Genomic DNA, 26,241 nt, shown 5'->3' on the forward strand with positions numbered 1-26,241 from the left:
CGTTGGTGCCCCCTGTTTTCCGAGACAAGGCGCGTCGTGCAGCGGGTAGTGGTTCTACCCGCAAGCGGCGCAACGCAGGATCGGGGAACAGGGGGCACCAACCCCACAAGCCATTGAAAGCAGGGGCTCGGCCGCTTTTGCGCGGGAACGGCGTTGCGGCTCCCTTGTGCAGAATGACTGCACGGCGGTCACCGCGCCTTGTTCGCACGCAAAAGCGACTCGAGCGCGGACGTGCGATTCAATCAGCGTCTCCCTAGCGAAGCGTTCGCGAAAAGCCCCGTTCTTCGGGGCTTTTTTTGTTCTGTACTGCGGGAAGCAAGCAATGAAGTTCATCGATGAGGCCACCATTACGGTGAAGGCCGGTGACGGCGGAAACGGCTGTGTCAGTTTTCGCCGCGAGAAATACATCCCGTTCGGCGGCCCGGATGGCGGTGACGGCGGCGATGGCGGCTCGGTGTGGCTGGTCGGTGACGAGGGTCTGAACACCCTGGCCGATTTCCGCTATCAGCGCCGCTTTGATGCCCAGCGTGGCGAGAACGGCATGGGGCGCCAGCGCACCGGGGCCTCCGGCGAGGACCTGGAGATCCCGGTCCCGGTCGGCACCCAGGTGCGTGATGCCGAGACCGACGAGATCCTCGGCGACGTGACCCACGAGGGCCAGCGGCTGCTGGTCGCGCAGGGGGGCTTCCACGGGCTTGGCAACACGCGCTACAAGTCCTCCACCAACCAGGCGCCGCGCCAGAGCAAGCCGGGCACGCCGGGCGAGCTGCGCAAGCTGTCGCTGGAGCTGATGGTGCTGGCGGATGTCGGGCTGCTGGGGCTGCCGAACGCGGGCAAGTCCACGCTGCTCGCGCGCGCCTCCGCCGCGCGCCCGAAGATCGCCGACTATCCGTTCACTACCCTGATCCCGCAGCTGGGCGTGGTGCGCATCGGTGTGAACCAGAGCTTCGTGATCGCCGACATCCCCGGGCTGATCGAGGGCGCGGCCGAGGGGGCCGGCCTGGGCACGCGGTTCCTCAAGCACCTGGCGCGCACGCGGCTGTTGCTGCACGTGGTGGACGTGGCGCCGCCCGACCCGGAGGCCGACCCGCTGGTGGATCTGCGCACCGCGATCACCGAGCTGGAGCACCACAGCGACCAGCTGGCCGCGTTGCCGCGCTGGATCGTGCTGAACAAGAAGGAGCTGCTGGACCCCGAGGATCTGGCGGCCCTGGTCGAACGCGTGCGTGCCGACCAGGGGGCGGAACGTCCGGTGTTCGCCATCTCCGCCGCGACCGGCGAGGGCGTGGATGCCCTGCTCCAGGCCGTGATGCGCCATATCGAAGAGACCGCGCAGGCGGCGGCCGAGGCTGGCCGGCGCGATGCGATCGCCCACCCGGAGGACCCCGCGTGACCGCGGGGGACATGCGTGCGCTCCCGGCGATCCGCCGGGTGGTGGTCAAGATCGGGAGTGCCCTGATCACCGCGGATGGGGCCGGGCTCGACCGCCCGGCGCTGGAGTCCTGGGCGCACCAGATCGCGGCGCTGCGCCGACGCGGTCTGGAGGTCATCCTGGTCTCCAGTGGCGCGGTGGCCGAGGGCATGCGCCGGCTGGGCATGACCGAACGGCCGCACCAGTTGCATCACGTGCAGGCGGCCGCGGCGGTCGGCCAGATGGGGCTAGTGCAGGCCTACGAGCGCGAGTTCGCCAGCCACGACCTGCACGCGGCCCAGGTCCTGCTGACCCACGACGACCTGGCCGATCGCTCGCGCTACCTGAATGCCCGCAGCACCATGCAGGCGCTGCTGGAGATGGGCACGATCCCGGTGGTCAACGAGAACGACACGGTGGCCTACGAGGAGATCCGGCTGGGGGACAACGACACCCTGGCGGCGCTGGTCGCAAACCTGGTGGTGGCCGACCTGCTGCTGATCCTGACCGACCAGGATGGCTTGTTCGATCGCGATCCGCGCAAGCATGCGGACGCCCGCCTGATCGCCGAAGGCCGGGCCTCGGATGCCCAGCTGCACCGCTACGTGGCCGCCGATTTCGGGCGCCTGGGGCGCGGCGGCATGGCGACCAAGCTGCTGGCCGCCGAACGCGCGGCGCGCTCCGGTACGCATACCGTGATCGCCTCCGGGCGCGAGGCGCAGGTGATGGGGCGGGTGCTGAAGGGCGAGCCGCTGGGGACCTGGCTGAAGCCGGACCGCGAACCCCTGGCGGCGCGCAAGCGCTGGCTGGCGGATCAGCTGCACTCGCGCGGGCAGTTGCAGCTGGATGCCGGGGCCGCGCGCGTGTTGCGCGAGTCGGGCAGCAGCCTGCTGCCGGTGGGGGTGGTCGGAGTCGAGGGCGATTTCCGCCGCGGCGAGGTGGTGACCTGCCTGGACCCGGACGGGGTCGCGGTGGCGCGCGGGCTCACCAACTACGGGGCCAGCGAGATCCAGCGCATCCGCGGCCAGCGCGCCGACCGCATCGAGGCGGAGCTGGGCTACCTGCTGGAGCCGGAGCTGATCCACCGCGACAATCTCGTCCTGCTATCCTGATTCGCCTGCGAGCGCGTACGCGTTCGTACCCAGCCGCCCTCGGCGGGACTCCATGCCCCCCCTTGTGGGAGCGTGCTTGCACGCGAAGCCCCTGCCAGAGTCGGACGCGGGCAGGGGCTTCGCGTGCGGTGTATTGCGTGTGCCGAGCCGATCGCCATCCCGGCTCTGCGCCGCGCTCTGGCGGGGCTGGCTTTGTAGCGGCCGACCCTGCGTCGCCCCTTCTGACCCCTTAGTGCGCTTCCCGTCTTCCTGTTACACGCGATTTTCTCTGCACCCTTGTGGTTGAAAGACCAGGAGGCCGCGCGCCTCAGTCGTCGGTGTGGGTGGCGGTGACGTCGAGGTCCAGGCGGCCGCGCGCCAGGCGTGCGCGCAGGTGCTGGCCGGGGGCGGTCTGGTCCGCGCGGCGCAGGACCTCGCCCTCGGGGGTCTGCAGGATCGCGTAGCCGCGTTCCAGTACCGCCTCCGGGTCCAGGGAGCGGAGCTGGCGCGCGGTGGCATCCAGGTGGCGCTGGCGGGTGGCGAGCGCCTGCCGGGTGGCGCACTCCAGTTGCCGCTGGAGCCGCGCCAGGGCCTCCCGCCGCTGGGTGATGTCGTGGTCGGGGCGCACCCGGGCCAGACGCTGGCGCAGGTGCTCCAGACGCATGCGCGCGGCAGTCAGGCGGTTGCCGGGCGAGGCCCCGGCCAGGCGCAACTGGGCGCGCTGCAGCCGCGATCGGGCGCGTTCCTCGAGGCGTGACCAGGCGCGGTTCAGGCGCTCGCGCTGGTCGTCCAGGCGCTGGGCATTGCGCTCCAGGAGCTGGCTGGGGTGGCGGCGCTCCAGGCGGGTGTGCAGGGCGGTGAGGGTCTGCCGGTGGCGCGCGATGCGCTGGCCTAGCAGGCCGGTGAGGCGTTCGTGGGCCCGCGCCAGCTGGTGGCGCAGGGTGGCGGCATCCGGGCTGACGGCCTCCGCCGCGGCGGTCGGCGTGGAGGCGCGCAGATCGGCGACGAAGTCGGCGATGGTGGTGTCGGTCTCGTGCCCCACGCCGGTGACGATCGGGATGGGGCAGGCGGCGATCGCGCGTGCGACGCTCTCCTCGTTGAAGGCCTGCAGGTCCTCCAGCGAGCCGCCGCCACGGGCGAGGATAATCACGTCGACCCGGCCCTCGGCCGCAGCCTGTTCCAGCGCCGCGACGATCTGGCCGGCGGCCTGCGCGCCCTGGACGGCGGTGGGGTAAAGCGTGACCGGCAGCAGCAGCGGGAAGCGCCGCGCCAGGGTGCGCTCGATGTCGTGGCGCACGTCGCCCTGGGTGGAGGTGATCACGCCCAGGCGGTGGGTCCAGGCGGGCAGCGGCTGCTTGCGCTCGGCGTCGAACAGGCCCTCGGCGGCGAGTTTCTCCTTGAGCCGCTGGAAGGCGGCCAGCAGGCGCCCCTCGCCGGCCGGCTGCAGGGCCTCGACGATGATCTGGAACTGGCCACGGGCGCCGTAGATCCCGGCGCGCCCGCGGATCTGGACCGCGTCGCCGTCGGCAAAACGCGCCGCCTGGCGCGCCTTGCCGCGAAACAGCACGCAGTTCACCGAGGCGTTCTCGTCCTTCAGCGAGAAGTACTGGTGGCCCGAGGCATACTGGCGCAGGTTGGAGACTTCGCCCTCGACGCGCACCACGCCGAGGCCGTCGCGGAGCAGCCCGTCGGCGCACTGGTTGAGTTCGGTGACGGAAAAGACCGGGGTATCGCTCATGCGGCCCTCGCTTACAGGCGGCTGAAGACGCGCTGGAACACGTCGGTGCCGCGCCCGACCGGGTCGACCCGCAGGCGGGCCTCTTCCTCGGCCATGGCGTGAAACAGGCCGTCCATCGTGTGTTCCAGCACATGCTCGGCAAGGTCCAGACGCACGTTTGCGAGGAACGGGATGTCGCGCATGCGCGCCTCCAGTTCGCGATAGGTTGTCAGGGCCTCCACGGCGTCCAGGCTGTTCTCCACGGCCGGGCGCATGGCATCGGTCAGGCGCGGGCGCATGTGGGCCTCCAGATGGCGGGTGGCGGCGTCCTCGTCGCCCAGCAGGATGCCCCGTGCATTGTCCAGGTCGAGGGCGAAGATGGCCCGGATGAAGGGCTCCCGTGCCTGCCAGACGGCGTCCTCGGCCGCGCGGTTCATGCGCTCCTCCAGGGTGTCCAGCGGCGCGGCCATGCCCAGGCGCCCCAGGGAGCGTCGGGTGGTCGCGAGCACCTCGGGCAGGGGGATGCGCACGTCGGGATTGCCGTAGAAGCCGTTGCGCCGGCTGAGGGTCTCGGAGGCTGAGTGGGTCGCGATGACCAGGGCTTCGTGGACGGCCTCGATCAGCTCCGCGGTGGACAGCCCGGAGAACTCTGGCGGCCGTGTGATCAGCGCGCGGAACATGTCCTGGCCGAAGCGCCACCAGTCGGCTTGGGCGCTGGACGCGGTGGCCAGGCCGAGGCCGGGGGCCAGCAGCAGGGCCAGCGCGGAGCGGCGGGTGATGCGGGCCGGGGGCGCGCGTTCGGGCATGGGTTCTCGCCTGGCGGAGGGTCCGGAGTGAACCGGCATCCTATCAGGGTGCTCCGGCAGCGTCTGCGATCCGCCCTTCGCAGGCCTGTGTGCGCTTGTCGCGGGAGAGTGCGAATTCTATACTGAAGGGCTATTTATCTACCCCCGGGATTTCCTCCCCCTGCGTCCCGGCGGGCCTGTCCTGGAGTGGTGCATGCGGATACTCGGTGAAGCCCTTACCTTTGATGACGTGCTGCTGATCCCGGGACATTCGGATGTCGTTCCGCGCGATGTCGACCTGAGTACCCGGATCACCCGCGAGATCACGCTGTCCGCCCCGGTGGTGTCGGCGGCAATGGATACGGTCACCGAGGCCAGCCTGGCGATCGCGATGGCTCAGGAGGGCGGGCTCGGTATCGTCCACAAGAACATGTCGGTGGAGGCCCAGGCGGCCGAGGTCCGGCAGGTCAAGAAATACGAAAGCGGCGTGATCAGCGAGCCGATCACCATCGGCCCGGGCGCCACTATCGGCCAGGTGGTGGAGCTGACCGAGGCCAATCACATCTCCGGCGTGCCAGTGGTGGATGGCAACGATCTGGTCGGCATCGTGACCTCCCGTGACCTGCGCTTCGAGACGCGGATGGAGGCGCCGGTCACCGAGATCATGACCCCGCGCGACCGACTGGTGACCGTGCCCGAGGGGGCCGACCGCGAGATGGTGCTGGAACTGTTGCACAAGCATCGCATCGAGAAGGTGCTGGTGGTCAACGACGACTTCCAGCTGCGCGGGATGATCACCGTCAAGGACATCCAGAAGTCCACCGAGCATCCCAATGCCTCCAAGGACGAGCGCGGCCGCCTGCGCGTGGGCGCGGCGGTCGGCGTGGGCGATGGCACGGACGAGCGCGTGGCCGCGCTGGTCGAGGCCGGGGTGGATGTGCTGGTGGTGGATACCGCGCACGGTCATTCTCAGGGCGTGCTCGACCGCGTTGCCTGGGTGAAGAAGCACTACCCGGACGTGCAGGTGGTCGGCGGCAACATCGCCACCGCCGCCGCCGCGAAGGACCTGGTCGCGGCCGGGGCGGATGGCGTGAAGGTGGGGATCGGGCCGGGCTCGATCTGCACCACCCGCATTGTGGCCGGCGTGGGCGTGCCGCAGATCACCGCGATCTCGGATGTGGCCGAGGCGCTCCAGGGCACCGGCGTGCCGCTGATCGCCGACGGCGGCGTGCGCTTCTCCGGGGACCTGGCCAAGGCGATCGCCGCGGGCGCGGACTGCGTGATGCTGGGTTCGATGTTCGCCGGGACCGAGGAGGCCCCGGGCGAGGTCGAGCTCTACCAGGGCCGCTCCTACAAGATCTATCGCGGCATGGGCTCGCTGGGCGCGATGCAGCAGGGCTCCTCGGATCGCTATTTCCAGGACCCGAACGCATCGGCCGACAAGTTCGTGCCCGAAGGCATCGAGGGTCGCGTGCCGTACAAGGGCTCGATCGTCGCGATCATCTACCAGCTGATGGGTGGGCTGCGCTCGTCCATGGGGTATGTCGGCGCGCACAACATCGAAGAGATGCGGACCAAGCCGCACTTCGTCCGCGTGACCGCCGCCGGCATGCGCGAGAGCCACGTGCACGACGTGGCGATCACCAAGGAAGCCCCGAACTACCGAATGGACTGACCGGCCCGACACGGCCCGGTCCCGATACCCCACCGGCCGTCCGGCCGGTATAGCGGATGACCTCATGACCCAGGATCTTCACGCCCACCGCATTCTGGTGCTGGACTTCGGCTCCCAGTACACCCAGCTGATCGCCCGCCGCGTGCGCGAGGCCGGGGTCTACTCCGAGGTACACGCCTGGGACATGCCGGCGGCGGACATCCGCGCGTTCAATCCCACCGGGATCATCCTGTCCGGTGGCCCGGAGTCGGTAAATATCGACCAGCCGCCGCGCGCCGAGGACACAGTGTTCGAGCTGGGCGTGCCGGTGCTGGGGATCTGCTACGGCATGCAGACCATGGCCGCGCAGTTGGGCGGCCGGGTCGAGCCGTCCGAGCGTCGCGAGTTCGGCTACGCCCAGGTGCGCGCCCGCGGTCATACCCCGCTTTTGCGCGACATCGAGGATCACACCACACCGGAGGGCTACGGCCTGCTGGACGTGTGGATGTCGCATGGCGACCACGTGACCGAAATGCCGGAGGGCTTTCGCCTGATGGCCTCCACCGACTCCGCGCCGATCGCCGGCATGGCCGACCCGGAGCGCGGCTTCTACGGCGTGCAGTTCCATCCCGAGGTCACGCACACGACCCAGGGCCAGCGCATCATCGAACGCTTCCTGCACGAGATCTGTGGCTGCGAGGCGCTGTGGACCGCCGACAACATCATCGACGACATGGCCGCGCGGGTGCGCGAACAGGTCGGGGACGACCACGTGGTGCTGGGCCTGTCCGGCGGGGTGGACTCCTCGGTGGTCGGTGCGCTGCTGCACAAGGCGATCGGCGACCAGCTGACCTGCGTGTTCGTGGACACCGGACTGCTGCGCGAGGGCGAGGGCGACCACGTGATGGCGACCTTCGCCCGCCACATGGGCGTGAACGTGATCCGCGTGGATGCCGAGGACCGCTTCATGCGTGCGCTCGCCGGGGTCGAGGACCCGGAGGCCAAGCGCAAGGTCATCGGCGGGCTGTTCATCGACGTGTTCGACGAGGAGGCCGCGAAGCTGAACAACGTGCAATGGCTGGCCCAGGGCACGATCTACCCGGACGTGATCGAGTCGGCCGACTCCAAGACCGGCAAGGCGCATGTGATCAAGTCGCACCACAACGTGGGCGGGCTGCCGGAGAACATGAAGCTGGGTCTGGTGGAGCCGCTGCGCGAGCTGTTCAAGGATGAGGTGCGCAAGATCGGCGTCGAGCTGGGTCTGCCCACCGAGATGGTCTATCGCCACCCGTTCCCCGGGCCGGGCCTGGGCGTGCGCATCCTCGGCGAGGTGAAAAAGGAATACGCGGACCTGCTGCGCCGCGCCGATGCGATCTTCATCGAGGAACTGCGCAAGGCCGACCTGTACGACAAGACCTCGCAGGCGTTTGCGGTCTTCCTGCCGGTCAAGTCGGTGGGGGTCATGGGCGACGGCCGGCGCTACGATTACGTGGTTGCGCTGCGCGCGGTGGAGACCATCGACTTCATGACCGCCCGCTGGGCCCACCTGCCGTATGACTTCCTCGACCACGTCTCGCGCCGGATCATCAACGAGATCCCCGGTATCTCGCGCGTGACCTACGACATCTCCGGCAAGCCTCCCGCCACCATCGAGTGGGAATAGTCCTCTTGGACGGCGCCTCATAGTTGGGGGCAGAAAGCTGGACGTGGCAGTATCGGGTATTACCGAGTTGTGCGTGGTCAAATTCTGTTGAAAACGCCTCCCTGCCCCGGCAACGAAAAAGAGCGGCTGCGAGCGCTGCGGGCTCGAGGGCTATTGGATACCGCGGCTGAGGAGCGGTTCGACCGACTGACGCGTCTGGCGCGGCGGATGTTCGGGGTGTCCATCGCGCTGGTTTCGCTGGTGGATGAGGACCGGCAGTGGTTCAAGTCGCGGCAGGGTCTCGAGGTGGCGGAGACCGGGCGTGATGTCTCCTTTTGCGGGCATACGATTCTCGGGGGCGATATCTTCGAGATTCCCGATGCGCGCGCGGACGCCCGGTTTGCCGACAACCCACTGGTGACCGGGGAGCCGCAGATCCGGTTCTACGCCGGTGCACCACTGACAACCTCCGACGGTTACCGGATCGGGACGCTTTGCCTGATCGACGGCCGGCCGCGGCAGTTGAGCGAGGACGAGCGACGCTCCCTGCGTGACCTCGCCGATGCGGTCGCGGCGGAAATCGACTCCACCGAACAGCGGGCGCTTGGCAATGCGCTGGGCGATCTGCGGCAGCTTGGCGAGGTGATTACCCGTGCGCAGTCGGCGTTTATTCGCGATGCCGATCAGGACCGTGGGCAGGTCTTTGACGGACTGCTGGCGGATACCCTCGAGCTGACCCACAGCGAATACGGCTTTATCGGAGAGGTGCTGCACACGCCTGAAGGTTCGCCTTACCTCAAGACCAGTGCCATCACCAATATCGCCTGGGATGACGCGACCCGCGCCTTTTATGCGGCCAACGCACCCCAGGGGCTGGAGTTTCACAACCTGGAGACCCTGTTCGGCGCGGCCCTGACCGGCCAGGGGGCGGTGATTGCCAATGACCCCGCCGGAGATCCGCGCAGCGGGGGCTTGCCCGAAGGACATCCGCCGCTCAAGGCCTTTCTGGGGATACCCATCGAGCACGGGGGCGAGCGGATCGCCGTGCTGGGGATCGCCAACCGTCCGGGTGGCTACGACCCGGAACTGGTGGAGTTTCTGCAGCCGCTGCTCGCCACGCTGGGGCAATTGGTGGATGCGGCTCGCACCCGTCGTCGTTACCGGGCGGGCCAGTTGGAGCGGGCGCGGCTGTCCCGAGTTGCGAGCGAGACGACCAATGGCGTGATCATTACCGACGCCGACGGCCGGGTCGAGTGGATCAACGACGGCTTTACCCGCTTGAGTGGCTATACCTTGGACGCAATGCTTGGCCGCAAGCCGAGTGAACTGTTGCAGGGTGCCGGGACCGATCCGGAGACGGTAGCCCGGATCGGTGGGGCGCTGGCGCGCGGCGAACCATTCGTTGAAGAGCTGTTGAACTACCAAATCGACGGCCACCCGTACTGGGTGCGGATCCACTGTACCCCATTGCGCGACGAGCAGGGGGTGTTGCAGGGGTTCATCGCGATCGAGTCCGATGTGACCCGGGAACGCGAGGATGCCGAGCGGATCCGCGAGAGCGAGCAACAGTTCCGCTCGCTGGTCGACAATATCCCCGGAATCACCTATCGCTGCCTGCCGGATGCGGACTGGACCATGCTCTACATGAGCGACCAGGTGGATCCGTTGTCGGGCTACCCTGCCAGCGACTTCATCGACAATTCCGTGCGCAGTTACGCCAGCGTGATCCACGAGGATGACCAGGCACGAGTCCAGGATGCGGTGGAACAGGCCTTGAGCGCCGGCAACGACTGGTCCGTGGAATACCGTATTTGGCACCGTGACGGCAGTATCCGCTGGGCCCAGGAACGGGGCTCCGCCATTCGTGATCCGGATGGCCGAGTACGTTACCTCGACGGCTTCATCCTCGATGCGACTCGGGAACGGGAACATCGGGAACAGCATCAGCGCCAGCTGGACGCGTTTGCGGCGCTCAACGAGATTGCATCCCTGGTGGCGCTGGACCTCAATGACCAGCTCGATCGCGCGCTACAAACGGGGGCCGACTTTCTGGGGCTGGAACTGGGCATCGTCAGCCGGATCCGCGGCGACGACTATACGGTGCGGGCGTTCGTCGCGCCGGCTGGCGCCCCCCTCGAGCGTGGTCAGCGCTTTGCGCTCGGGCGTACCTACTGTGCGCTGACCCTTGCGCACAACGACCTGCTGACGATCGAGCACATGGGCGCGTCCGAGCACCAGGGCCACCCGTGTTACGCGGACCTCGGCCTGGAAGCCTACATCGGTGTCGTGCTGGAGGTTGAGGGGCAGCGCTTTGGCACCCTGAACTTTTCGTCGGCGCACCCCAGACCGGCCGCGTTCAGCGAGGGTGAACGCATGTTCGTGCGTCTGTTGGGGCGCTGGGTGGCCGCGAGCCTGGAGCGGGAACAGTCGCACGAGCAGTTGAAGAAGCTGACCTCACTGGTCCCGGGTATGGTGTATCAGTATCGGCAGTGGCCGGACGGCCGCGTGGCCTTCCCGTACAGCAGCCCCGGCATCCGGGGCATCTACGGCATCAGCGCAGAGGCGGCACGCGAGGATGCCAGCGCGGTGTTCCGCCGTCTGCACCCGAAGGACCGGGATCGGGTGGCGCAGTCCATCGAACGGTCACGGCGGGAAATGAGCAACTGGTATTGCGAGTATCGCACCCTGCGAGATGATGGTCGCGTGGGGTGGGTGCAGGGTCACGCCTCGCCCGAGCCCCTCTACGACGGCAGTACGCTGTGGCACGGATATATTCGGGATATCACGGATGAAAAGGAGGCCGAGCTGGCCGTCGCGGACAGCGAGGCCCGCCTGCGGGGGCTGTTCGAGCTCTCACCGGTGGGGATCGCGCTGAACGATTACGAGACCGGGGCGTTTGTGGATCTCAACGCGGCCCTGTTGCGCCCGACCGGTTATACCCGCGAGGAGTTCGTTGCACTCAGCTACTGGGATGTCACGCCCCGGGAGTACGCAGCGCAGGAAGCGCAGCAACTGGAGAGCATGGAACAGACGGGCCGTTACGGCCCCTACGAGAAGGAATACATCCGCAAGGACGGCACCCGGTATCCCGTACTGCTCAACGGAATGGTCGTGCACGACAAGTCCGGTCGCAAACTGATCTGGTCCATCATTGAGGATATCTCCGAGCGCAAGCGCATCGAGCGCATGAAAAACGAGTTCATCTCCACCGTCAGCCACGAGCTGCGCACGCCGCTCACGTCGATCTCCGGGGCCCTGGGCCTGCTGACGGGCGGGGCGGCAGGAGCGTTGCCGGAGCGGATGCAGGAGATGCTGGAGATTGCCCACAAGAACAGCCAGCGCCTGGGGCTGCTGATCAACGACCTGCTGGACATGGAAAAGCTGGTGGCCGGCAAGATGCGCTTCGAGATGCAAGAGCAGCCGCTGTTCCCGTTGCTGGAGCAGGCTGTGCGTAGCAACCAGAGCTATGCCGACCAGTACGGGGTGCACCTGGTGCTGGATGCGGAGGACGACGGGGTCCGAGTCGAGGTGGATGCCGACCGCCTGCAGCAGGTATTGGCCAATCTGCTATCCAACGCAGCCAAGTTCTCTCCGGAGGGTAAGGAGGTGCGGGTGGCGGTGGAGCATGACGGCGCCCGGGTGCGCGTCTCGGTGATCGATCATGGCCCCGGGATCCCGGAGGCGTTCCGCGAACGCATCTTCCAGAAGTTTTCCCAGGCCGATGCCTCCGACACCCGCCAGAAGGGCGGTAGCGGCCTGGGACTGTCGATCACCCGGGAGTTGGTGGAACGCATGGGCGGCGAGGTCGGGTTCGACTCCGTGCCGGACACGGGGGCGACTTTCTGGTTCGACCTGGTATGCCACCGTGAGGGGGCCCGCGGATGAGGCAGCAGTGGCCAGACCCGGTGGAGCGCGGGCTTGCGACGTTGGCGCTGGCCCTGCTGGCGGTGGCCGGTAATTACTTCCATCTGCCGCTGCTGTTCGGTCTGGACTTCATCTTCGGATCGATCGCGGTGATGCTCGCGGTGCTGCTGCTGGGGACGCTGCCCGCGGTGATTGTCGCGATCGCCGGGGGGCTCTACACCCTGGTCCTGTGGGGCGTTCCGTATCCGATGGTGGTGTTCGTGATCGAGGCACTGGTAGTGGGCCTCGTTTACCGGCGCTGGCTGTACAACGTGGTGGTGGCCGACCTGCTGTACTGGGTGGTGATCGGGGTTCCGCTGGTATTGCTGTCCTATCGCGGACTGATCGGGATGGACTGGGAACCCACCACCATGATCGCCCTGAAGCAGGCGGTGAATGCGCTGTTCAACACACTGATCGCCAGCCTGCTGGTGATGCTGTGGCGGTTGTCGGGTCGCGGCGCGCAGGCCTCCCGGCTGGGCAGGCCGTCGCTCGCGAGTCTGTTGTTCCACGCGATGCTGCCGGTCACCCTGCTGGCGGGCCTGGTCCCGATCCTGCACGAGGGCTATCAGCAGCGCGACGGGCACGAGGCCTTCATGGTCGAACGCCTGCAGGAACGCGCCGAGAATCTGTCCGAGCGGCTCGCAACCGATTACCGAGAGGGTCGGGTCCGCTATGACTACCATCTGGGGCGGGTGCAGACGCGCGAGGACCTGGGACTTGCGATTGTGTCCCCGGAGGGTCGGGTGCTGGCCAGTCGGGGCGAGGTCCGCAGCGTGCTGGAGGCGTCGGACGGCCAGGTGGAGCCCCGGGATCGAGAGCTTTCGATCTGGTTGCCGGGCGGTTCGATGTCGGCCGTGGGTCGCTGGGGACAGGGTTCCTATTTCGTTGACGCGCCGGTGGGTCCAGTGCCGGATGTCGGGCAGGTGTATGCGGAGATGCCGGCGGCGCCGGTGGTCCGGGCCCTGGAGCATCAGCGCGTCGAGTTGTTTGCTCTCCTGACGGTGATCGTGGCCCTGGCCATCGTGGTCTCGGCCGCCTTGAGTTATGCCATCAGCCGTCCATTGCGCAAGCTGGATGCGGTCAGCGCAGGACTGGGTTCGGACATCGCCGCGGGGCGTGCGCCGGTACTGCCGGAAAGCCGGATTTTCGAATACGACGGCCTGGCCGGGACCCTGCGGGAGATGTCGCGGCAACTGGTGGCCAGTTTCCGCCAGCAGGCGCAGGCGCGAAGCGAACTCGAGTCCGAGGTGCAGACGCGTACCGCAGAGCTTGCGCAGACCGCCGATCAGTTACAGGCGGTTCTGGCGGCGGCGTCGGAATTCGCCATTGTGGTGACCGACCGCGATGGTCTGATCACCCTGTTCAATCCGGGCGCGGAAAAGATGACGGGCTATGCTGCCGACGAAATGGTGGGCCAGCAGTCGCCCGTCCTGTTCCATGTGCCCGAGGAGATCGCGGCGCGCGCGGCGCAATTGAGCGCTGCCAGTGGACGGACGATCGATGGCTTTCGGGCCTTCGTCGAGATCGCGGATCGCGAGGGAGCGGAAACCCGGGAATGGACCTTTGTGCGCAAGGACGGCATGCGCATTCCCGTTTCCCTGACGGTGACACCCCAGACCGACAAACAGGGAAATATCAACGGCTACCTGGGTATCGCCGAGGACATCACCGAGCGCAAGGCCGCTGAACGGGCCGTGCGCGAGAGCGAAAAACGCTTCCGGGATGCCACCCAGCAGTTGACGCTGGCCACCGAGGCGGCGCATCTGGGTGTGTGGGATTTGAACCTCACCACTGGACGACTTGACTGGGATTCCGGGATGTTCCGTCTTTACGGCGTGTTACCCCGCGATTTTGGTCACCATGCCGATGACTGGAGGCGCGCCTTGCTGCCCGAAGACATGGAGCACGCAGAAGCCAGCCTCGAAACGATCCTTGAACGTCCCGGGACACCCCGCGAGTTCACGTTCCGAATCCGTCGGGGCGATGGGGCGACACGTCATATTCGCGCCATGGCACAGGCGATAACCGATGCGGCAGGTGTGGTCGTGCGGGCGATTGGCGTGAACGAAGACGTTACCGAGCGTATGGAGGCGGAGCGAGCCCTGGCGGAGCAGGCGCTTCGCACGCAGACGATTATCGATAATATCGTAGACGGGATCATCACGATCGATCGCGATGGGTTGATCCAGTCGTTCAATCCGGGTGCAAGTCGCATCTTCGGGTATACGTCCCGTGAGGTTGCCGGTCGCAATGTAAGCGTGTTGATGACCGGGCCTGATCGTGAGAGCCATGACGTTTACCTGCGTAATTATCAGGCCACTGGCAACCGGCGGGTGATTGGCACCAGCAGGGAACTGCAGGGGCGCCGCAAGGATGGAACCGTGTTCCCGATGGAACTCGCCGTATCGGAGGTCACGCAACACGGCGAGCCCCTCTATGTGGGGGTTGTGCGTGACATCACCGAACGCAAGCGGGTGGAGCGCATGAAGAACGAATTCGTCTCCACGGTCAGCCACGAACTGCGGACACCACTGACGTCGATCTCGGGCGCCCTCGGGATGATTGCCAGCGGCGCGCTCGGCGAACTGCCCGGCAAGGTCGGCGAAATGGTCACGATTGCCCAGCGCAACAGCCAGCGGCTAACGCTGTTGATCAACGATCTGCTCGATATGGAGAAGATCGCGGCGGGCAAGCTGCACTTTGATATGCGTGCGGAGCGGCTCGAGCCGCTGCTCGAACAGGCGCTCGAGAGTTATCGGGGTTATGCCGAACAACACCAGGTCCAGCTGGTGCTCGATAGTGGCGCGCCCGGGGTTGCGGTTCGGGTCGATGACCAGCGCCTGTTGCAGGTGCTCGCCAATCTTCTCTCGAACGCAGTGAAGTTCTCGCCCCCGGGCGGCAGCGTGCGGGTTTCGGTGCAGGCGTTGAGTGAACCGACTGAAGGCGTCCGGGTCAGTGTGGCGGATGATGGGCCGGGTGTTCCGGACAACTTCCGCGAGCAGATCTTCGGGAAATTCGCACAGGCGGATGGCTCCGACAGCCGAACGAAGGGCGGGACCGGGCTCGGCCTCGCGATTAGCCGGGAACTGGTAGAACATATGGGCGGGCGTATAGGCTTTGACTCCGTGGAGGGCGAGGGAGCGACATTCTGGTTCGAGTTGCCGCTTGCCCGCGATGCGAATGGTTATCCATCCAGTTCAGAACCAGGGTCCGGCTACGGCCCGCACGTCACGGACCCGTAGCGGTTCACCCCAGGGGAGTCGAAAGTGTCCGAGTTGCAACGCATTCTCTATGTCGAAGACGAGCCGGATATTCAGGCGGTTGCCGAACTGGCCCTGGAGACGGTGGGTGGTTACACCGTGAAGACCTGTGCTTCGGGCGAGGAGGCGGTACGCGAGGCCGAGGGTTTTGCACCGGACCTGGTCCTGCTGGATGTGATGATGCCCGGGATGGATGGTCCCACGACTCTGGAAGCCCTGCGCGGGATTCCGGCACTGGCCGAGGTGCCGGTGGCGTTCATGACCGCCAAGGTGCAGCCCTCCGAGATCGCACACTACAAGTCGCTGGGGGCGCGTGACGTGATCGCCAAACCGTTCGATCCCATGACGCTTTCCGACGAGGTACGGCGGATCTGGCAGGGGGCGGCATGACAAGTGCTGGCGCCGAGCAGGCCTTGAAGGACCGCCTGGCACAACTGCGTGCTCGGTATCTGCAACACCTCCCGGATGAGCTGGCTGCATTGAGTTCTCTGCAGGGCCGGTTGGCCGGGAAGGAGCAGGACCGCGAGGTGCTGGACGAACTGCAACAGCGTCTGCACAAGCTGGCCGGCAGCGGGGGCAGTTTCGGCTGTGCGTCGCTGAGCACGGCAGCCCGTGCGCTGGAGCAGCGAATCGGGGACTGGCTGCAGGTGCGGGAATTGTCGCTGGATGCGCCGACTCGGCGGTCCCTGGCGAACGAGCTGGCGGCCCTTGCGCGTACGGTGCCCGAAAGCCCGGAGCGCTCGGCGGTCCGGTGGGTGCCGGATGCACGGAGTGCCGTTGACAACGCCATGGCAATCTGGCTCGTCGAGGACGACGCGGAACTGGCCCGTCAACTCAAGCAGCAGCTGGAATCCTTCAACTACGAGGTTCGGGTGTTCAACGGCATCGACGCGCTCCGGCGTGCGGTGGAAGACCAGCAGCCGGATCTGCTGCTCGTGGACGTGATGCTGGAAGATGGTCGCGAAAACGCGACCGAGCGGCTGGTGGATTGCCCGCAGGTGCAGGCGCTGGATTGCCCGCTGATCTTCATCTCCGTGAATGACGACTTCCCGTCGCGTGTGCGCGCGGTACAACTAGGTGCGCATGGGTATTTCCTGAAACCGCTGGATGTACCCCGGCTCGTGAGCCGCATCTCGCAGATCTTCGAAGAACGCCGTGCGCCGGCGCAACGGGTGCTGATCGTGGATGACGATGCCGATCTTGCCGAGCATATGCGGCTGGTACTGACCGCGGCCGGGATGGAGGCCCGGGTGCTGAATGCGCCGCGCGAGATCATGGATACGATCGCCGCCTTTCGGCCGGAACTGGTGCTGATGGATCTGTACATGCCCGAATATGCGGGCACCGACCTGGCGGGGGTGATCCGCCAGCACGAGGCCTACACCCATCTGCCGATTGTGTATCTGTCCGCGGAAACCGATATCGAGCGCCAGATCGAGGCCATGGGTCGGGGCGCGGACGACTTTCTGACCAAGCCGATTTCCGACCTGCAACTGGTGGCGGCCGCCCGCTCGCGGATCGCGCGCGCACGCCAGCTGGAGGAGCGGATCAGCAAAGACAGTCTGACCGGACTGCTCAAGCATGCCAGCATCAAGGAGGCCGCCAGTCGGGAGGTGTTGCGCGCCCGCCGGATCGGGCGACCCGTCACGCTTGCGATGCTCGACATCGACCACTTCAAGAGGGTCAACGATACTTACGGGCATGCCGTGGGGGACGTGGTGATCATGTCGATCGCGACCCTGCTGCGGCAGCGCCTGCGCCAGTCCGACATCATAGGCCGCTATGGCGGGGAGGAATTCGTCGCGGTGCTGCCGGAGTGCGACGCGGAGAATGCCCGGCGGGTGCTCGAGGATATCCGCCGGAACTTCGCTTCCCTGGATTTCAACCATCGGGACGAGCGCTTCGGCTGCACCATCTCCATCGGCATGGTGTGTTCGCCCAACTACCCCGACGAGGAGGGCCCTGAACTGCTGGTCGCCGCCGACGAGGCGCTCTACCGGGCCAAGCGGGGTGGGCGCGATCAAATCCAGCAGGCGTTCCCGGCGCCCGCACCCGACGTCACGGATTGTTGAAGGCGGCGGGCCGGGCTGCCGGTATGTCCCGAGGTCTCTACGACGTGACGAGCAGGTAGGTCGCGGCTCCGATCACGCCGAGCACGATCGCCACCGTGACCAGGCCGACCCCGAGCAGGGCACGGCTTGCGCCAGGGGTGGCATCTCCCGGGTTGGAAGCGGTGGAGCTCGCAGCTACGCCGTGGGTGGTATCGCGGCCTTGGCGCAGCAGGTCCAGCATCGCGTCGATGCGGTCGTTGTCGAAGGCGAACGGGTCGAACTGGCGCTGGCCGAAACGTTGCAGCAGCTGCCGGACGTCCACGGCCGCTGGAACGTATTTCATCGACCATTCCCCGAAGCCGGGGTCGTCCAGTGACTGTTCGCGCAGCACACGGACCTCCTCGTGGCGTTCGTCGCGGCGGATGCGGTCGAGGGTTTCCCGTACCGCATCCGGCTCGCCCTCCAGGCACTGGAAGAAGTGGCCATCCCCGTAATACAGCGCGCCGACGATGCCTTTGCGCGGGTTGTTCTGGCGCGACTGCATCAGGATGCGACCGACCTCGGGTTCGATGCCCTGATTGGACGTGTTTTCGCGAAACGTGGCGCGCGAGGCGTAGACGAGCTGGAGAATGGCGGGCATCGGGCGTCCTTCCTCGGGAGGTAAGGAGAAGACCGCCCTCACCGCGCGGGGTTCATTCAATCATCTGGTTGACGTGTTCCAGACCGATCGCGTCGTCTTCCCAGTTCAGGCGGGTGGTGCCGGGCTTGGCGGCCAGGCGGCGGATGGCCGCGACCGAACTGCGGTCGATATGGGCCAGTCGATGTCGGGTGGCGCTGTGGCTCTCGATGTTGGCGGCCTGCAGGATGTCGCTGTAGTTGACCGGTTCGCCTTCCTCGGGCTCGCGCTTGAGGTTCTCGTGGTCGGCCACGGCGCGGATGATCTCCGGCTCGAAGTTCCAGTTCTTCAGCATCGCGCGGCCGATGGCGACGTGCGCGGCATCGGCCGCAGCCTGCAGGGCGCGCGGGTCCTCGTAGATCTCCTGGGTCTTTTCCGCGCGGCGCAGGATCGGGATCATGCCGATGTCGTGAACCAGCCCGGCGAGCAGGGCGGTGTCCGGGTCCAGATGGGGGTGGCGACGGGCCAACAGGTAGCTGATGATCGCCACCTCCAGGCTGTGGTTCCACAGCTCCTCCATCCGGATGCGGATGGCCTCGTTCCCGCTCTGGAAGACCTCCTTCATGGACAGCGCGATGATGGTCTGGCGGGCGCGCTCCATGCCCAGGCGGGTGACCGCGGAGCGGATGGTGGCGCAGCGGGTCAGCCCCCGGTAGGCCGGGCTGTTGGCATGGCGCACCAGGCGCGAAGCCAGGGCCGTGTCGCGCGAGATCAGGTTGACCAGATCGGCGATGGAGCTGGATTCGTCCTGGGTGATGAACAGCGCCTGCACCGAGACATCGGGCAGGGTCGGGATCTCGATCTGGTGACGTTCGAGGTCCTCGCGCAGGCGCTCCAGGAATTTTTCGACTTCCGCTCGGGTGGCCAAGGGCAATCCGTGTCCGGCTGGGTAAAGACGCGCCGATTATGCCACATGCGTTGGCGTGGGCGGGGTGTCGCGGGCCGGTTGACGGGCCGCCGGTCCCTGCCGATGATGAAGGGAGCCGACAGGAGGTCGTGATGCGCCGATTCGTGCTGGATACCAGCGTCTTTACCAACCCGCATGTGGCCGGGCAGTTCGGCGAGGACCCCGAGGACATCCTGCGGACCTTTCTCAATCTGGCGCGCCACTGCCCCGCCGAGTTCTACATGCCGCTGTCGGTGTACGAGGAGTTTCGCGGCATGCGCGACCTCGAGGCCCTGGCGGCCGACTTCGAGACCGTGGTCTGGGTGCGCTCCCCGCGGCGTTTCGCCCTGACCCTGCCGAGCGACATCCTCTACGAGTTCATCGACGAGGTGCGCACCCGCATCGACCGCGGCCTGCGCATCGCCGAGGAGCACACGCGCCAGGCGGGGGCGGCCGAGTCGCTGCGCCCGGAGCTGATCACGCAGCTGCGCGAGCGTTTCCGCGAGGCCATGCGCAAAGGCCTGGTGGACTCGCGCGAGGATGTCGATGCCGTGCTGCTGGCGATGGAGCTGGATGCCGAGCTGGCCAGCGCCGACGAGGGCATGCGCAAGCTGGGCAACCGCATGGGCATCAAGCTGGTCACCGCCGACTACCTGCGCCAGGTGATGGAGAACCTCTCCGAGTCGGGCATCCCCGGTCAGGGCGGCGCCTGAGGCCGCAAGTCGGGGCCTTTCCCGTGTTCGCCTGCAAGCAGGCGAAGGGCTCAGTCGTATTGCCGGTCACCCGCCAGGGCGGAGGCGAGGGTGCCGGTGATGCGGTCGAACAGGCGTTCGAACTCCAGCAGCCAGTAGCCGCTTTCTTCCTGACGCGGGGTGTCCGGCAGGAAACGCACGTGGCGCCCGCCGGTTGCCTGCATGTGGTCGACAAAGCGCTGCGCCCCCGCGCGCTCGCGAAAGCGGCAGCGGTAGGTATGGCCGACGCGTCCCTCGCGCCGGCTCTTGTCCACTGCGGTTGCCAGTCCGGACAGCAGGGCCTCGCCCAGTTCCTTTTCCACGGCGGCAGGTTCGGTGGGGGGATGCTCCGCGAGGAACACCGCCAGGCGGGTCAGGCGGTTGGTGAAGTATTCCGGCGGCAGGTCCAGAAGCTGCTCGGAACACACACGGATGTCGTTGATGCAGGAACCGCCGGTGACGTACTTGGCGCGGTGCTCCCCGTCCGCGGTCTTCAGCACCAGCCCCTCGGCCCCCTCCGCATCCAGTTGCCGGATCAGGCGTCCCAGTGCTGCGCTGTCCGCGGGCGTGAACCGTCCGTGCAGGGGTGCCGGGGGTAGCTGGTGGCGCTCCATCAGGGCGAATTTCTCGTCCTGTGGCACGAATCCGGGGCGGCCCAACCGCATCAGGTCGAACACGAACAGGCCAACATCCTGTGCCACGCGCGGCGTGGAGCCTTCCAGGTAGGGGGTGTCCGGTCCGGCGATCTCCGCGCACAGCACCAGGTCGGGCTCGGCGTCGAAAACCCCGAGGTCCACAAAATCGGGCACACGGTCGGTGCTGAAGGCGCAGACAAAGCCACCCCGACTAAAGGCGTAGACCCGGCCGTCCCGGCGCAGGATGCGCACGTTGAAGCCGTCGATCTTCTCCTCCGCCCAGAACGGCTGCTCGAACTGGCGCGGCAATCCGGCCTCCAGTGACTGGATCCGCCCAATGGCCGGGTAGCCGGGCACCACCGAGCCGTCCGGCAGCACCACGGAGCCGCGCGGGTAGTGGTTCACCGGTTCCAGCAGCCGGGCGTATTCCAGCCCGTCAAAGGTCAGGGCCTCAGCCCGGTGGCTCGCGATCGCGTCCTGCAGCGTGTCCCGGTCGATCATGCGTTCTCCCTTGCCAGGGTCTTCCGCAGCCCCCGGATCTGGTCCTTCAGCGCCTCGGTGTGGTGACGCGCCTTGGCCGCCTGGGTGACCAGGCGCCGCGCCATGCTGATGATCCGCAGCTGGCGTTCCATCTCGGCCATGCTCAGCGAGCCGAAGGTGCCCTCGCGCAGCAGGGCGGCCTTCAGTTCGGCGTAGGCGGTTTCCACCGTGTCCACGGCCTCGGCGGCGGCCAGATCATGGCCATTCTCGCCATCGTCCGCCTCCAGATTGCACAGGTCCAGGGCGCGTATCGCCTGTTCCTGCCAGGCGCGGCGTTGTTCGGTCACGATCGGGCGCTCCTCGCCGCTGGACTGGCGGCGCAGGTCGGCGATCTCGTCGGCCAGTATGGCGACCTCGCGGTGGTAGCGGGCGATGCGCACGGCCTCGGCGATGCCATGGCCGACCTGTTCCGGCATCGGGTGGTTGGCCGTGTGCGCCGCGAACTCCGCGATGGACTGGGTCAGCTGCTCCGCGGCCAGGCGCCGGCGGTCGAGGATGCCGGCTGCCGGCGGCGTAGTCTGCAGGGCCTCGCGCGCCATCGAGTGGCCGATGTCGGCCAGGCGTTCGGTCTCCTGGATCAGCGACTGCAGGGCGAGATCCGGGACCCCGGAGCTGCTGCGGTCCAGATACCGGGGCCGCGCGATGTCTTCCTCGATGGTGCGGAAGCGGCCCTGCAGCCAGCGGATCATCGGCGGGGCGACGGGGACCATCAGGGCCACGCCCAGCAGGTTGAATGCAGTGTGGAACAGCGCCAGCAGCACCGCCGGGGCCGGGGCCTCGCCGGTGCTGCCCCAGATCCAGGCGATCGCGGCCAGGAACCAGGGCAGGATCAGCAGCGCGACGATTGCGGTCAGGCCGTTGAAGATCACATGGGCTGCGGCGACGCGCTTGGCGTTCGGGGTCGCGCCGATCACCACCAGCAGCGCCTTGACCGTGGTGCCGAGGTTGGCGCCGATCACGGCCGCGGCGGCCGCCTCCAGCGGGACCGCACCGCTCATCGCGGCGGTCAGGGCCATGGCCATGGAGGCCGAGGAGCTCTGCATCAGCACGGTCAGCAGCGCGCCGATGCCGACCATGATGACCAGCCCGAGGAAGCCGGGGCGGGCCAGCGCGCCCAGGTCGAAGGTGGCACTAAGCCCCTCGAAGGCCTCGCGCAGTACGTCGATGCCGAAGAACAGCAACCCGAAGCCGGCCAGGGCCAGTCCCAGGTAGCGCGGCCGCGCGGCCTTCATGAACAGGTAGAGCAGGGCGCCGATGCCGATCGCCGGCAGGGCGAAGGCCTCGATGCGGATGTTGAAGCCGATCAGCGCGACCAGCCAGCCGGTCATGGTGGTGCCGACGTTAGAGCCGAAGATCACCCAGACCGACTGTCCGAGCGTCAGCAGGCCGGCGTTGGCGAAGCCGATGGTGGCCACGGTGACCGCGCTGGAGGACTGCACCAGTGCGGTCACGCCCATGCCCGAGGCGAGGGCGCGCGGCCGGGTGCGGGTCCATTGCCCGAGGATATGCTGCAACGCCTTGCCGCCGGCGGTCTTCAGGCCGTCGGTCAGCAGGGTCATCCCGAGCAGGAACAGGCCGAGACCGCCGAGAAAACCGGCGATCAGGGCGTAGGTGCTGACGGCTTCGGCCTCCGGCATCGCAGCTGTGGGGATGCGGCGTTACAGGGTGATGGTCTCGCCAAAGGCCGGCACATGCGCCTCGGCCCCCAGCTCGTCACGCAGGCCGGCGGCCAGGGCCTCGCGCGCCTCCGGCTCGCCGTGGACCAGATGGAACACCGGCTGGTCCTGAAAGCCGCGTGCCCAGTCGAGTAGCTGGCTGCGCCCGGCGTGAGCGGAAAAGCCGCCCAGGGTATGGATCTTGGCGTTCACCGCGACCTCGTCGCCCAGCAGCTTGACCTTCTCGGCGCCGTCCACCAGACGCCGCCCGAGCGTGCCGGCGGCCTGGAAGCCGACGATCACCAGATGCGCCTCGCGCCGCCACAGGTTGTATTTCATGTGGTGACGGATGCGCCCGCCATTGCACATGCCGGAGCCGGCGATGATGATCGCGCCGCCCGTGATGCGGTTGATCGCCATGGATTCTTCCACCGTGCGACAGACCTGCAGCCCGGGCAGGTAGGCAGCCGGATCCCCATTCGCGGCCTGGTGCAGCCGGTCCATGTCCTCCGGGTCCAGCGTGCGGCGCAGGCGGGCGTACAGCTCGGTGACCTTGATCGCCATCGGGCTGTCGAGGAACACCTTTTGCTGCGGCAGGCGCCCGGCGTGGTGAAGCATGCTCAGGTGGTAGAGGACCTCTTGGGTGCGGCCGACCGCGAAGGCCGGGATCAGCACGTTGCCGCCGCTCTTGTCGGCCTCGGCCAGCACCTGCGCGAACTCCTCGACCGTCTCCTCCATCGGGCGGTGGTCGCGGTCGCCGTAGGTGCTCTCCAGCAGCACGTGGTCGGCGTGTTCCGGGCGCGCGGGCTCGTGCATCAGCACGGCGTCGGCATTGCCGAGATCGCCCGAGAACACCAGGTGCCGGTCGCGACCGCCAGCGGGCACGATCAGGTCCACGATCGCGGAGCCGAGGATATGCCCGGCATCGCGAAAGGTCAGGCCAATCCCGCCCGCGATCTTGCGCGCCTGGCCGTAGGGCACGGCCTCGCACAGCCCGAGGGTGGTGGCGACATCATCGATGTCGTAGACCGGCTCCAGCAGCGGCTTGTCCGCCCGCCGGCGCCACTTGTTCTCCCACTCGATGTCCTTGCTCATTACGAACGCGGCATCCTCGAGCATGATCTCGAGCAGTTCCTCGGTGCCCGGCGTGCAGTAGATCGGGCCGCGGAAGCCATCGCGCACCAGCTTGGGCAGGAGCCCCGAGTGGTCGAGGTGGCCGTGTGACAGCACCACCGCGTCGAGGCTTTCCGCCAGTTCGGCGAGCGGGGCGCGGTTCGCCTCGTCCGCATCGCTGTTGCCCTGATACATGCCGCATTCCAGCAGGACGCGGGCGTCGTCGGTCTCGAGGAGATAACGCGATCCGGTGACCTCGCCGGTCGCCCCCTGAAAGGTCAGTTGTGCCATGGGGAGAAGTGTACGCGGGACGCGGGTGCGATGGGCAGTCAAAGTATCCGGGCTTGATCCCGATCAATCCGGCCCCGGATTGTCCGACGCACGGCTTGACCCGCCCCCGGCCGCGGGCGAGCCTGTAATCGGGTCATGGAGGAGGATACGGGCCATGCGACTGAGCAGTCCGGCGTTTGCTGACGGAGAACGGATGCCGATCGAGGTCTCGGCGCGGGATGCCAACGAGCTGCCGCAGCTGGAGATCCGCGAGGTGCCGGCGGGCGCGCGCAGCCTCGCGCTGATCCTGGAGGACCTGGATTCGCCGCTGGGGGAGGTCACTCACTGGCTGGTCTGGAACCTGCCGCCGGATACGACGCGGGTGGATGCCCTGCATCTGCCGAGCGAGGGGCGGTTGGGGATGGATGCCTTCGGCAAGGTCGGCTATCTCGGCCCGGTGCCGCCGGAGGGCTGTCATCACTACCGCTTCCGCCTGCTGGCGCTGGATGCCGACCTGGAGCTGGAGGCGGGGGCGACCCGCAGCCAGTTCGATGCCGTGGCCGAGGGGCACGTGCTGGACGAGGCGGATCTCACCGGGGCGCTGTGCTCCGCCGACGAGGGCACGGATCCCGATGCGCCGGGCTGATCCGGCCCGCGGGGAGGCCGCGGCATGAGCCACTATCGCCCGGAGGCCTTCTTCGCCACGGTGAACCCGACGGTGTTCACCGCCTCCGCGATCATGGTGGTGGTGTTCGTCGCCTTCGGGGTGATCTTCCCCGCCACGGCCAGCGAGGTGTTCGCCAGCATCCACGGCTTCATCACCGAGTATCTCGGCTGGGGCTACCTGCTGGTGGTGACCTTTTTCCTCGGCTTCCTGATCTGGCTGGGTTTCAGCCGCTACGGCGTGATCCGGCTGGGGCAGCCGGACGACCGGCCGGAGTTCGGTTTCGCTGCCTGGTTCGCGATGCTGTTCTCCGCCGGTATGGGGATCGGGCTGGTGTTCTGGAGTGTGGCCGAGCCGATCCTGCACTACCAGCACCCGCCGACCGGCGATGGCGAGACCGACGCGGCCGCGCGCCAGGCGATGGTCTACACGTTTTTCCACTGGGGGCTGCACGCCTGGGCGGTGTACGTGGTGCTGGGGCTGTCGGTCGCCTATTTCAGCTTCCGGCACCGCCTGCCGCTGACCATCCGCTCGATCTTCTACCCGCTGCTGGGGGATCGCATCTACGGCCCGATCGGGCATGTGATCGACATCCTCGCGGTGTTCGGCACCCTGTTCGGGCTGGCGACTTCGCTGGGGTTCGGGGCGATGCAGCTCAATACCGGGCTCAACGTGCTGGTCGACATGCCGGTCTCGCACTGGTGGCAGGTGGGCATCATTACCGCGATCACCGCGGTGGCGGTGCTGTCGGTGATCTCCGGGCTGGATCGCGGGCTGAAGTGGGTCAGCGTGTTCAACCTGGTGCTGGCGATCAGCTTCATGCTGTTCGTGCTGATCGCCGGGCCCACATTGTTCATCCTGCGCTTCTTCCTCGACTCCACCGGCGGTTATCTGCAGCAGATCATCCAGCTCAGCCTGCACACCGACGCCATCGGCGGTTCGCAGTGGCAGAAGGACTGGACCATGTTCTACTGGGCGTGGTGGATCGCCTGGTCGCCGTTCGTCGGCATCTTCATCGCGCGCATCTCGCGCGGGCGCACCATCCGCGAGTTCATCGTCGGCGTGCTCGCCCTGCCCAGCCTGTTCGTGTTCGCCTGGATGGCGATCTTCGGCGGCACTGCATTGCACATGGAGCTGTTCGACGACGGCGCGGGCATCGCCGCGGCGGTCGCCGAGGACACCACCGTGGCCCTGTACGCGACCCTCGCGCAGCTGCCCTGGACCACGATCGCCTCCGGCGTGGCGACCCTGCTGATCGCGACCTACTTCATCACCTCGTCGGCCTCCGGCACCTACGTGGTGGATGCACTGATCTCGCGCGGTTCGAAGCACTCGCCGAAGCGCCAGCGGGTGATCTGGGGGATTACCGAGGGGGCGGTGGCCGCGACGCTGCTGATCGTCGGCGGCGAGCGCGCGCTGGACAGCCTGCAGACCGGCTCCCTGACCGCCGGGCTGCCAGTGGCAATCATCCTGGTCTTCTGCTGCTTCAGCCTGCTGCGCGCGCTGGGCCGCGAGTACCGGGTCGAGGGCGTGGAGCCGCCCTGGCGTTGAGCC

At 67.4% G+C, this 26,241-nt stretch carries 18 protein-coding genes; 11 read left to right on the forward strand and 7 right to left on the reverse strand.

The features are described from left to right. Positions 1-322 precede the first annotated feature (322 nt). Positions 323-1,393, forward strand: a complete 1,071-nt coding sequence (gene cgtA / locus C996_RS0105115) for an Obg family GTPase CgtA (RefSeq protein WP_018866378.1) — start codon at positions 323-325, stop codon at positions 1,391-1,393. A gap of 11 nt (positions 1,394-1,404) precedes the next feature. Beyond that, positions 1,405-2,523, forward strand: a complete 1,119-nt coding sequence (gene proB / locus C996_RS0105120) for a glutamate 5-kinase (protein ID WP_038035670.1) — start codon at positions 1,405-1,407, stop codon at positions 2,521-2,523. 307 nt (positions 2,524-2,830) lie between these two features. On the opposite strand, the gene xseA is transcribed toward proB, so the two are convergent. Beyond that, positions 2,831-4,240 carry an exodeoxyribonuclease VII large subunit gene (xseA, locus tag C996_RS0105125; protein ID WP_018866380.1) on the reverse strand — a complete coding sequence of 470 codons (1,410 nt, stop codon included), beginning with the start codon at positions 4,238-4,240 and terminating at the stop codon, positions 2,831-2,833. Between the two features lie 11 nt (positions 4,241-4,251). Next, entirely contained in the window at positions 4,252-5,025 is a 774-nt protein-coding gene (locus C996_RS0105130) for a DUF4197 domain-containing protein (RefSeq protein ID WP_018866381.1), read from the reverse strand. Positions 5,026-5,218: 193 nt separating this feature from the next. Between C996_RS0105130 and guaB the strand changes: the two genes are divergently transcribed. The 6 genes from guaB (at position 5,219) to C996_RS0105160 (ending at position 17,538) form a co-directional block, all read left to right on the forward strand. Then, positions 5,219-6,679 carry an IMP dehydrogenase gene (gene guaB, locus C996_RS0105135; RefSeq protein ID WP_018866382.1) on the forward strand — a complete coding sequence of 487 codons (1,461 nt, stop codon included), beginning with the start codon at positions 5,219-5,221 and terminating at the stop codon, positions 6,677-6,679. A 64-nt stretch (positions 6,680-6,743) separates the two neighbouring features. Then, entirely contained in the window at positions 6,744-8,321 is a 1,578-nt protein-coding gene (guaA, locus tag C996_RS0105140; RefSeq protein ID WP_018866383.1) for a glutamine-hydrolyzing GMP synthase, read from the forward strand. A 153-nt stretch (positions 8,322-8,474) separates the two neighbouring features. Further along, complete coding sequence (locus tag C996_RS0105145; RefSeq protein WP_018866384.1) at positions 8,475-12,185, forward strand: PAS domain S-box protein; 3,711 nt, start codon at positions 8,475-8,477, stop codon at positions 12,183-12,185. Between the two features lie 20 nt (positions 12,186-12,205). Beyond that, positions 12,206-15,448 carry a PAS domain S-box protein gene (locus C996_RS0105150; protein ID WP_018866385.1) on the forward strand — a complete coding sequence of 1,081 codons (3,243 nt, stop codon included), beginning with the start codon at positions 12,206-12,208 and terminating at the stop codon, positions 15,446-15,448. A 24-nt stretch (positions 15,449-15,472) separates the two neighbouring features. Beyond that, entirely contained in the window at positions 15,473-15,856 is a 384-nt protein-coding gene (locus C996_RS0105155) for a response regulator (RefSeq protein WP_018866386.1), read from the forward strand. After that, the gene (locus C996_RS0105160; protein WP_026279209.1) at positions 15,853-17,538 is read left to right on the forward strand and encodes a diguanylate cyclase; all 1,686 of its coding nucleotides are present in this window, start codon (positions 15,853-15,855) and stop codon (positions 17,536-17,538) included. The genes C996_RS0105155 and C996_RS0105160 overlap by 4 nt, the downstream gene beginning before the upstream one ends. A gap of 37 nt (positions 17,539-17,575) precedes the next feature. Here C996_RS0105160 and C996_RS0105165 read toward each other — a convergent pair whose 3' ends face one another. Both C996_RS0105165 and C996_RS0105170 read right to left on the reverse strand, forming a co-directional pair. Next, on the reverse strand, positions 17,576-18,157 hold the full coding sequence (locus tag C996_RS0105165; RefSeq protein WP_018866388.1) for a BLUF domain-containing protein: 582 nt from the start codon (positions 18,155-18,157) through the stop codon (positions 17,576-17,578). A 52-nt stretch (positions 18,158-18,209) separates the two neighbouring features. Continuing rightward, on the reverse strand, positions 18,210-19,061 hold the full coding sequence (locus C996_RS0105170) for an HDOD domain-containing protein (protein WP_018866389.1): 852 nt from the start codon (positions 19,059-19,061) through the stop codon (positions 18,210-18,212). A gap of 131 nt (positions 19,062-19,192) precedes the next feature. On the opposite strand from C996_RS0105170, the gene C996_RS0105175 reads away from it, so the two are divergent. Continuing rightward, positions 19,193-19,792 carry an RNA ligase partner protein gene (locus C996_RS0105175; protein ID WP_017941871.1) on the forward strand — a complete coding sequence of 200 codons (600 nt, stop codon included), beginning with the start codon at positions 19,193-19,195 and terminating at the stop codon, positions 19,790-19,792. Between the two features lie 50 nt (positions 19,793-19,842). Here C996_RS0105175 and C996_RS0105180 read toward each other — a convergent pair whose 3' ends face one another. Genes C996_RS0105180 through C996_RS0105190 form a run of 3 tightly spaced genes read right to left on the reverse strand, consistent with a single transcriptional unit; the run spans position 19,843 to position 24,044 of the window. Then, on the reverse strand, positions 19,843-20,946 hold the full coding sequence (locus tag C996_RS0105180) for an RNA ligase (RefSeq protein ID WP_018866390.1): 1,104 nt from the start codon (positions 20,944-20,946) through the stop codon (positions 19,843-19,845). Then, on the reverse strand, positions 20,943-22,622 hold the full coding sequence (locus tag C996_RS0105185) for a Na/Pi cotransporter family protein (protein ID WP_017941869.1): 1,680 nt from the start codon (positions 22,620-22,622) through the stop codon (positions 20,943-20,945). Before C996_RS0105185 ends, C996_RS0105180 begins: the two co-directional genes overlap by 4 nt. Positions 22,623-22,643: 21 nt before the next feature. Then, positions 22,644-24,044 carry an MBL fold metallo-hydrolase RNA specificity domain-containing protein gene (locus tag C996_RS0105190; RefSeq protein ID WP_018866391.1) on the reverse strand — a complete coding sequence of 467 codons (1,401 nt, stop codon included), beginning with the start codon at positions 24,042-24,044 and terminating at the stop codon, positions 22,644-22,646. 193 nt (positions 24,045-24,237) lie between these two features. Between C996_RS0105190 and C996_RS0105195 the strand changes: the two genes are divergently transcribed. Both C996_RS0105195 and C996_RS0105200 read left to right on the forward strand, forming a co-directional pair. Then, the gene (locus C996_RS0105195; protein ID WP_018866392.1) at positions 24,238-24,669 is read left to right on the forward strand and encodes a YbhB/YbcL family Raf kinase inhibitor-like protein; all 432 of its coding nucleotides are present in this window, start codon (positions 24,238-24,240) and stop codon (positions 24,667-24,669) included. Positions 24,670-24,693: 24 nt separating this feature from the next. Further along, complete coding sequence (locus C996_RS0105200; RefSeq protein WP_018866393.1) at positions 24,694-26,238, forward strand: BCCT family transporter; 1,545 nt, start codon at positions 24,694-24,696, stop codon at positions 26,236-26,238. Positions 26,239-26,241 lie beyond the last annotated feature (3 nt).

It is taken from the genome of Thioalkalivibrio sp. ALE25 (assembly GCF_000377285.1).
Lineage (GTDB): Bacteria > Pseudomonadota > Gammaproteobacteria > Ectothiorhodospirales > Ectothiorhodospiraceae > Thioalkalivibrio.

Coding starts and splice junctions, on each gene's coding strand:
- cgtA (WP_018866378.1), top strand. CDS start 323: ATGAAGTTCATCGATGAGGCCACCATTACGGTGAAGGCCGGTGACGGC.
- proB (WP_038035670.1), top strand. CDS start 1,405: ATGCGTGCGCTCCCGGCGATCCGCCGGGTGGTGGTCAAGATCGGGAGT.
- xseA (WP_018866380.1), bottom strand. CDS start 4,240: ATGAGCGATACCCCGGTCTTTTCCGTCACCGAACTCAACCAGTGCGCC.
- C996_RS0105130 (WP_018866381.1), bottom strand. CDS start 5,025: ATGCCCGAACGCGCGCCCCCGGCCCGCATCACCCGCCGCTCCGCGCTG.
- guaB (WP_018866382.1), top strand. CDS start 5,219: ATGCGGATACTCGGTGAAGCCCTTACCTTTGATGACGTGCTGCTGATC.
- guaA (WP_018866383.1), top strand. CDS start 6,744: ATGACCCAGGATCTTCACGCCCACCGCATTCTGGTGCTGGACTTCGGC.
- C996_RS0105160 (WP_026279209.1), top strand. CDS start 15,853: ATGACAAGTGCTGGCGCCGAGCAGGCCTTGAAGGACCGCCTGGCACAA.
- C996_RS0105165 (WP_018866388.1), bottom strand. CDS start 18,157: ATGCCCGCCATTCTCCAGCTCGTCTACGCCTCGCGCGCCACGTTTCGC.
- C996_RS0105175 (WP_017941871.1), top strand. CDS start 19,193: ATGCGCCGATTCGTGCTGGATACCAGCGTCTTTACCAACCCGCATGTG.
- C996_RS0105180 (WP_018866390.1), bottom strand. CDS start 20,946: ATGATCGACCGGGACACGCTGCAGGACGCGATCGCGAGCCACCGGGCT.
- C996_RS0105185 (WP_017941869.1), bottom strand. CDS start 22,622: ATGCCGGAGGCCGAAGCCGTCAGCACCTACGCCCTGATCGCCGGTTTT.
- C996_RS0105190 (WP_018866391.1), bottom strand. CDS start 24,044: ATGGCACAACTGACCTTTCAGGGGGCGACCGGCGAGGTCACCGGATCG.
- C996_RS0105195 (WP_018866392.1), top strand. CDS start 24,238: ATGCCGATCGAGGTCTCGGCGCGGGATGCCAACGAGCTGCCGCAGCTG.
- C996_RS0105200 (WP_018866393.1), top strand. CDS start 24,694: ATGAGCCACTATCGCCCGGAGGCCTTCTTCGCCACGGTGAACCCGACG.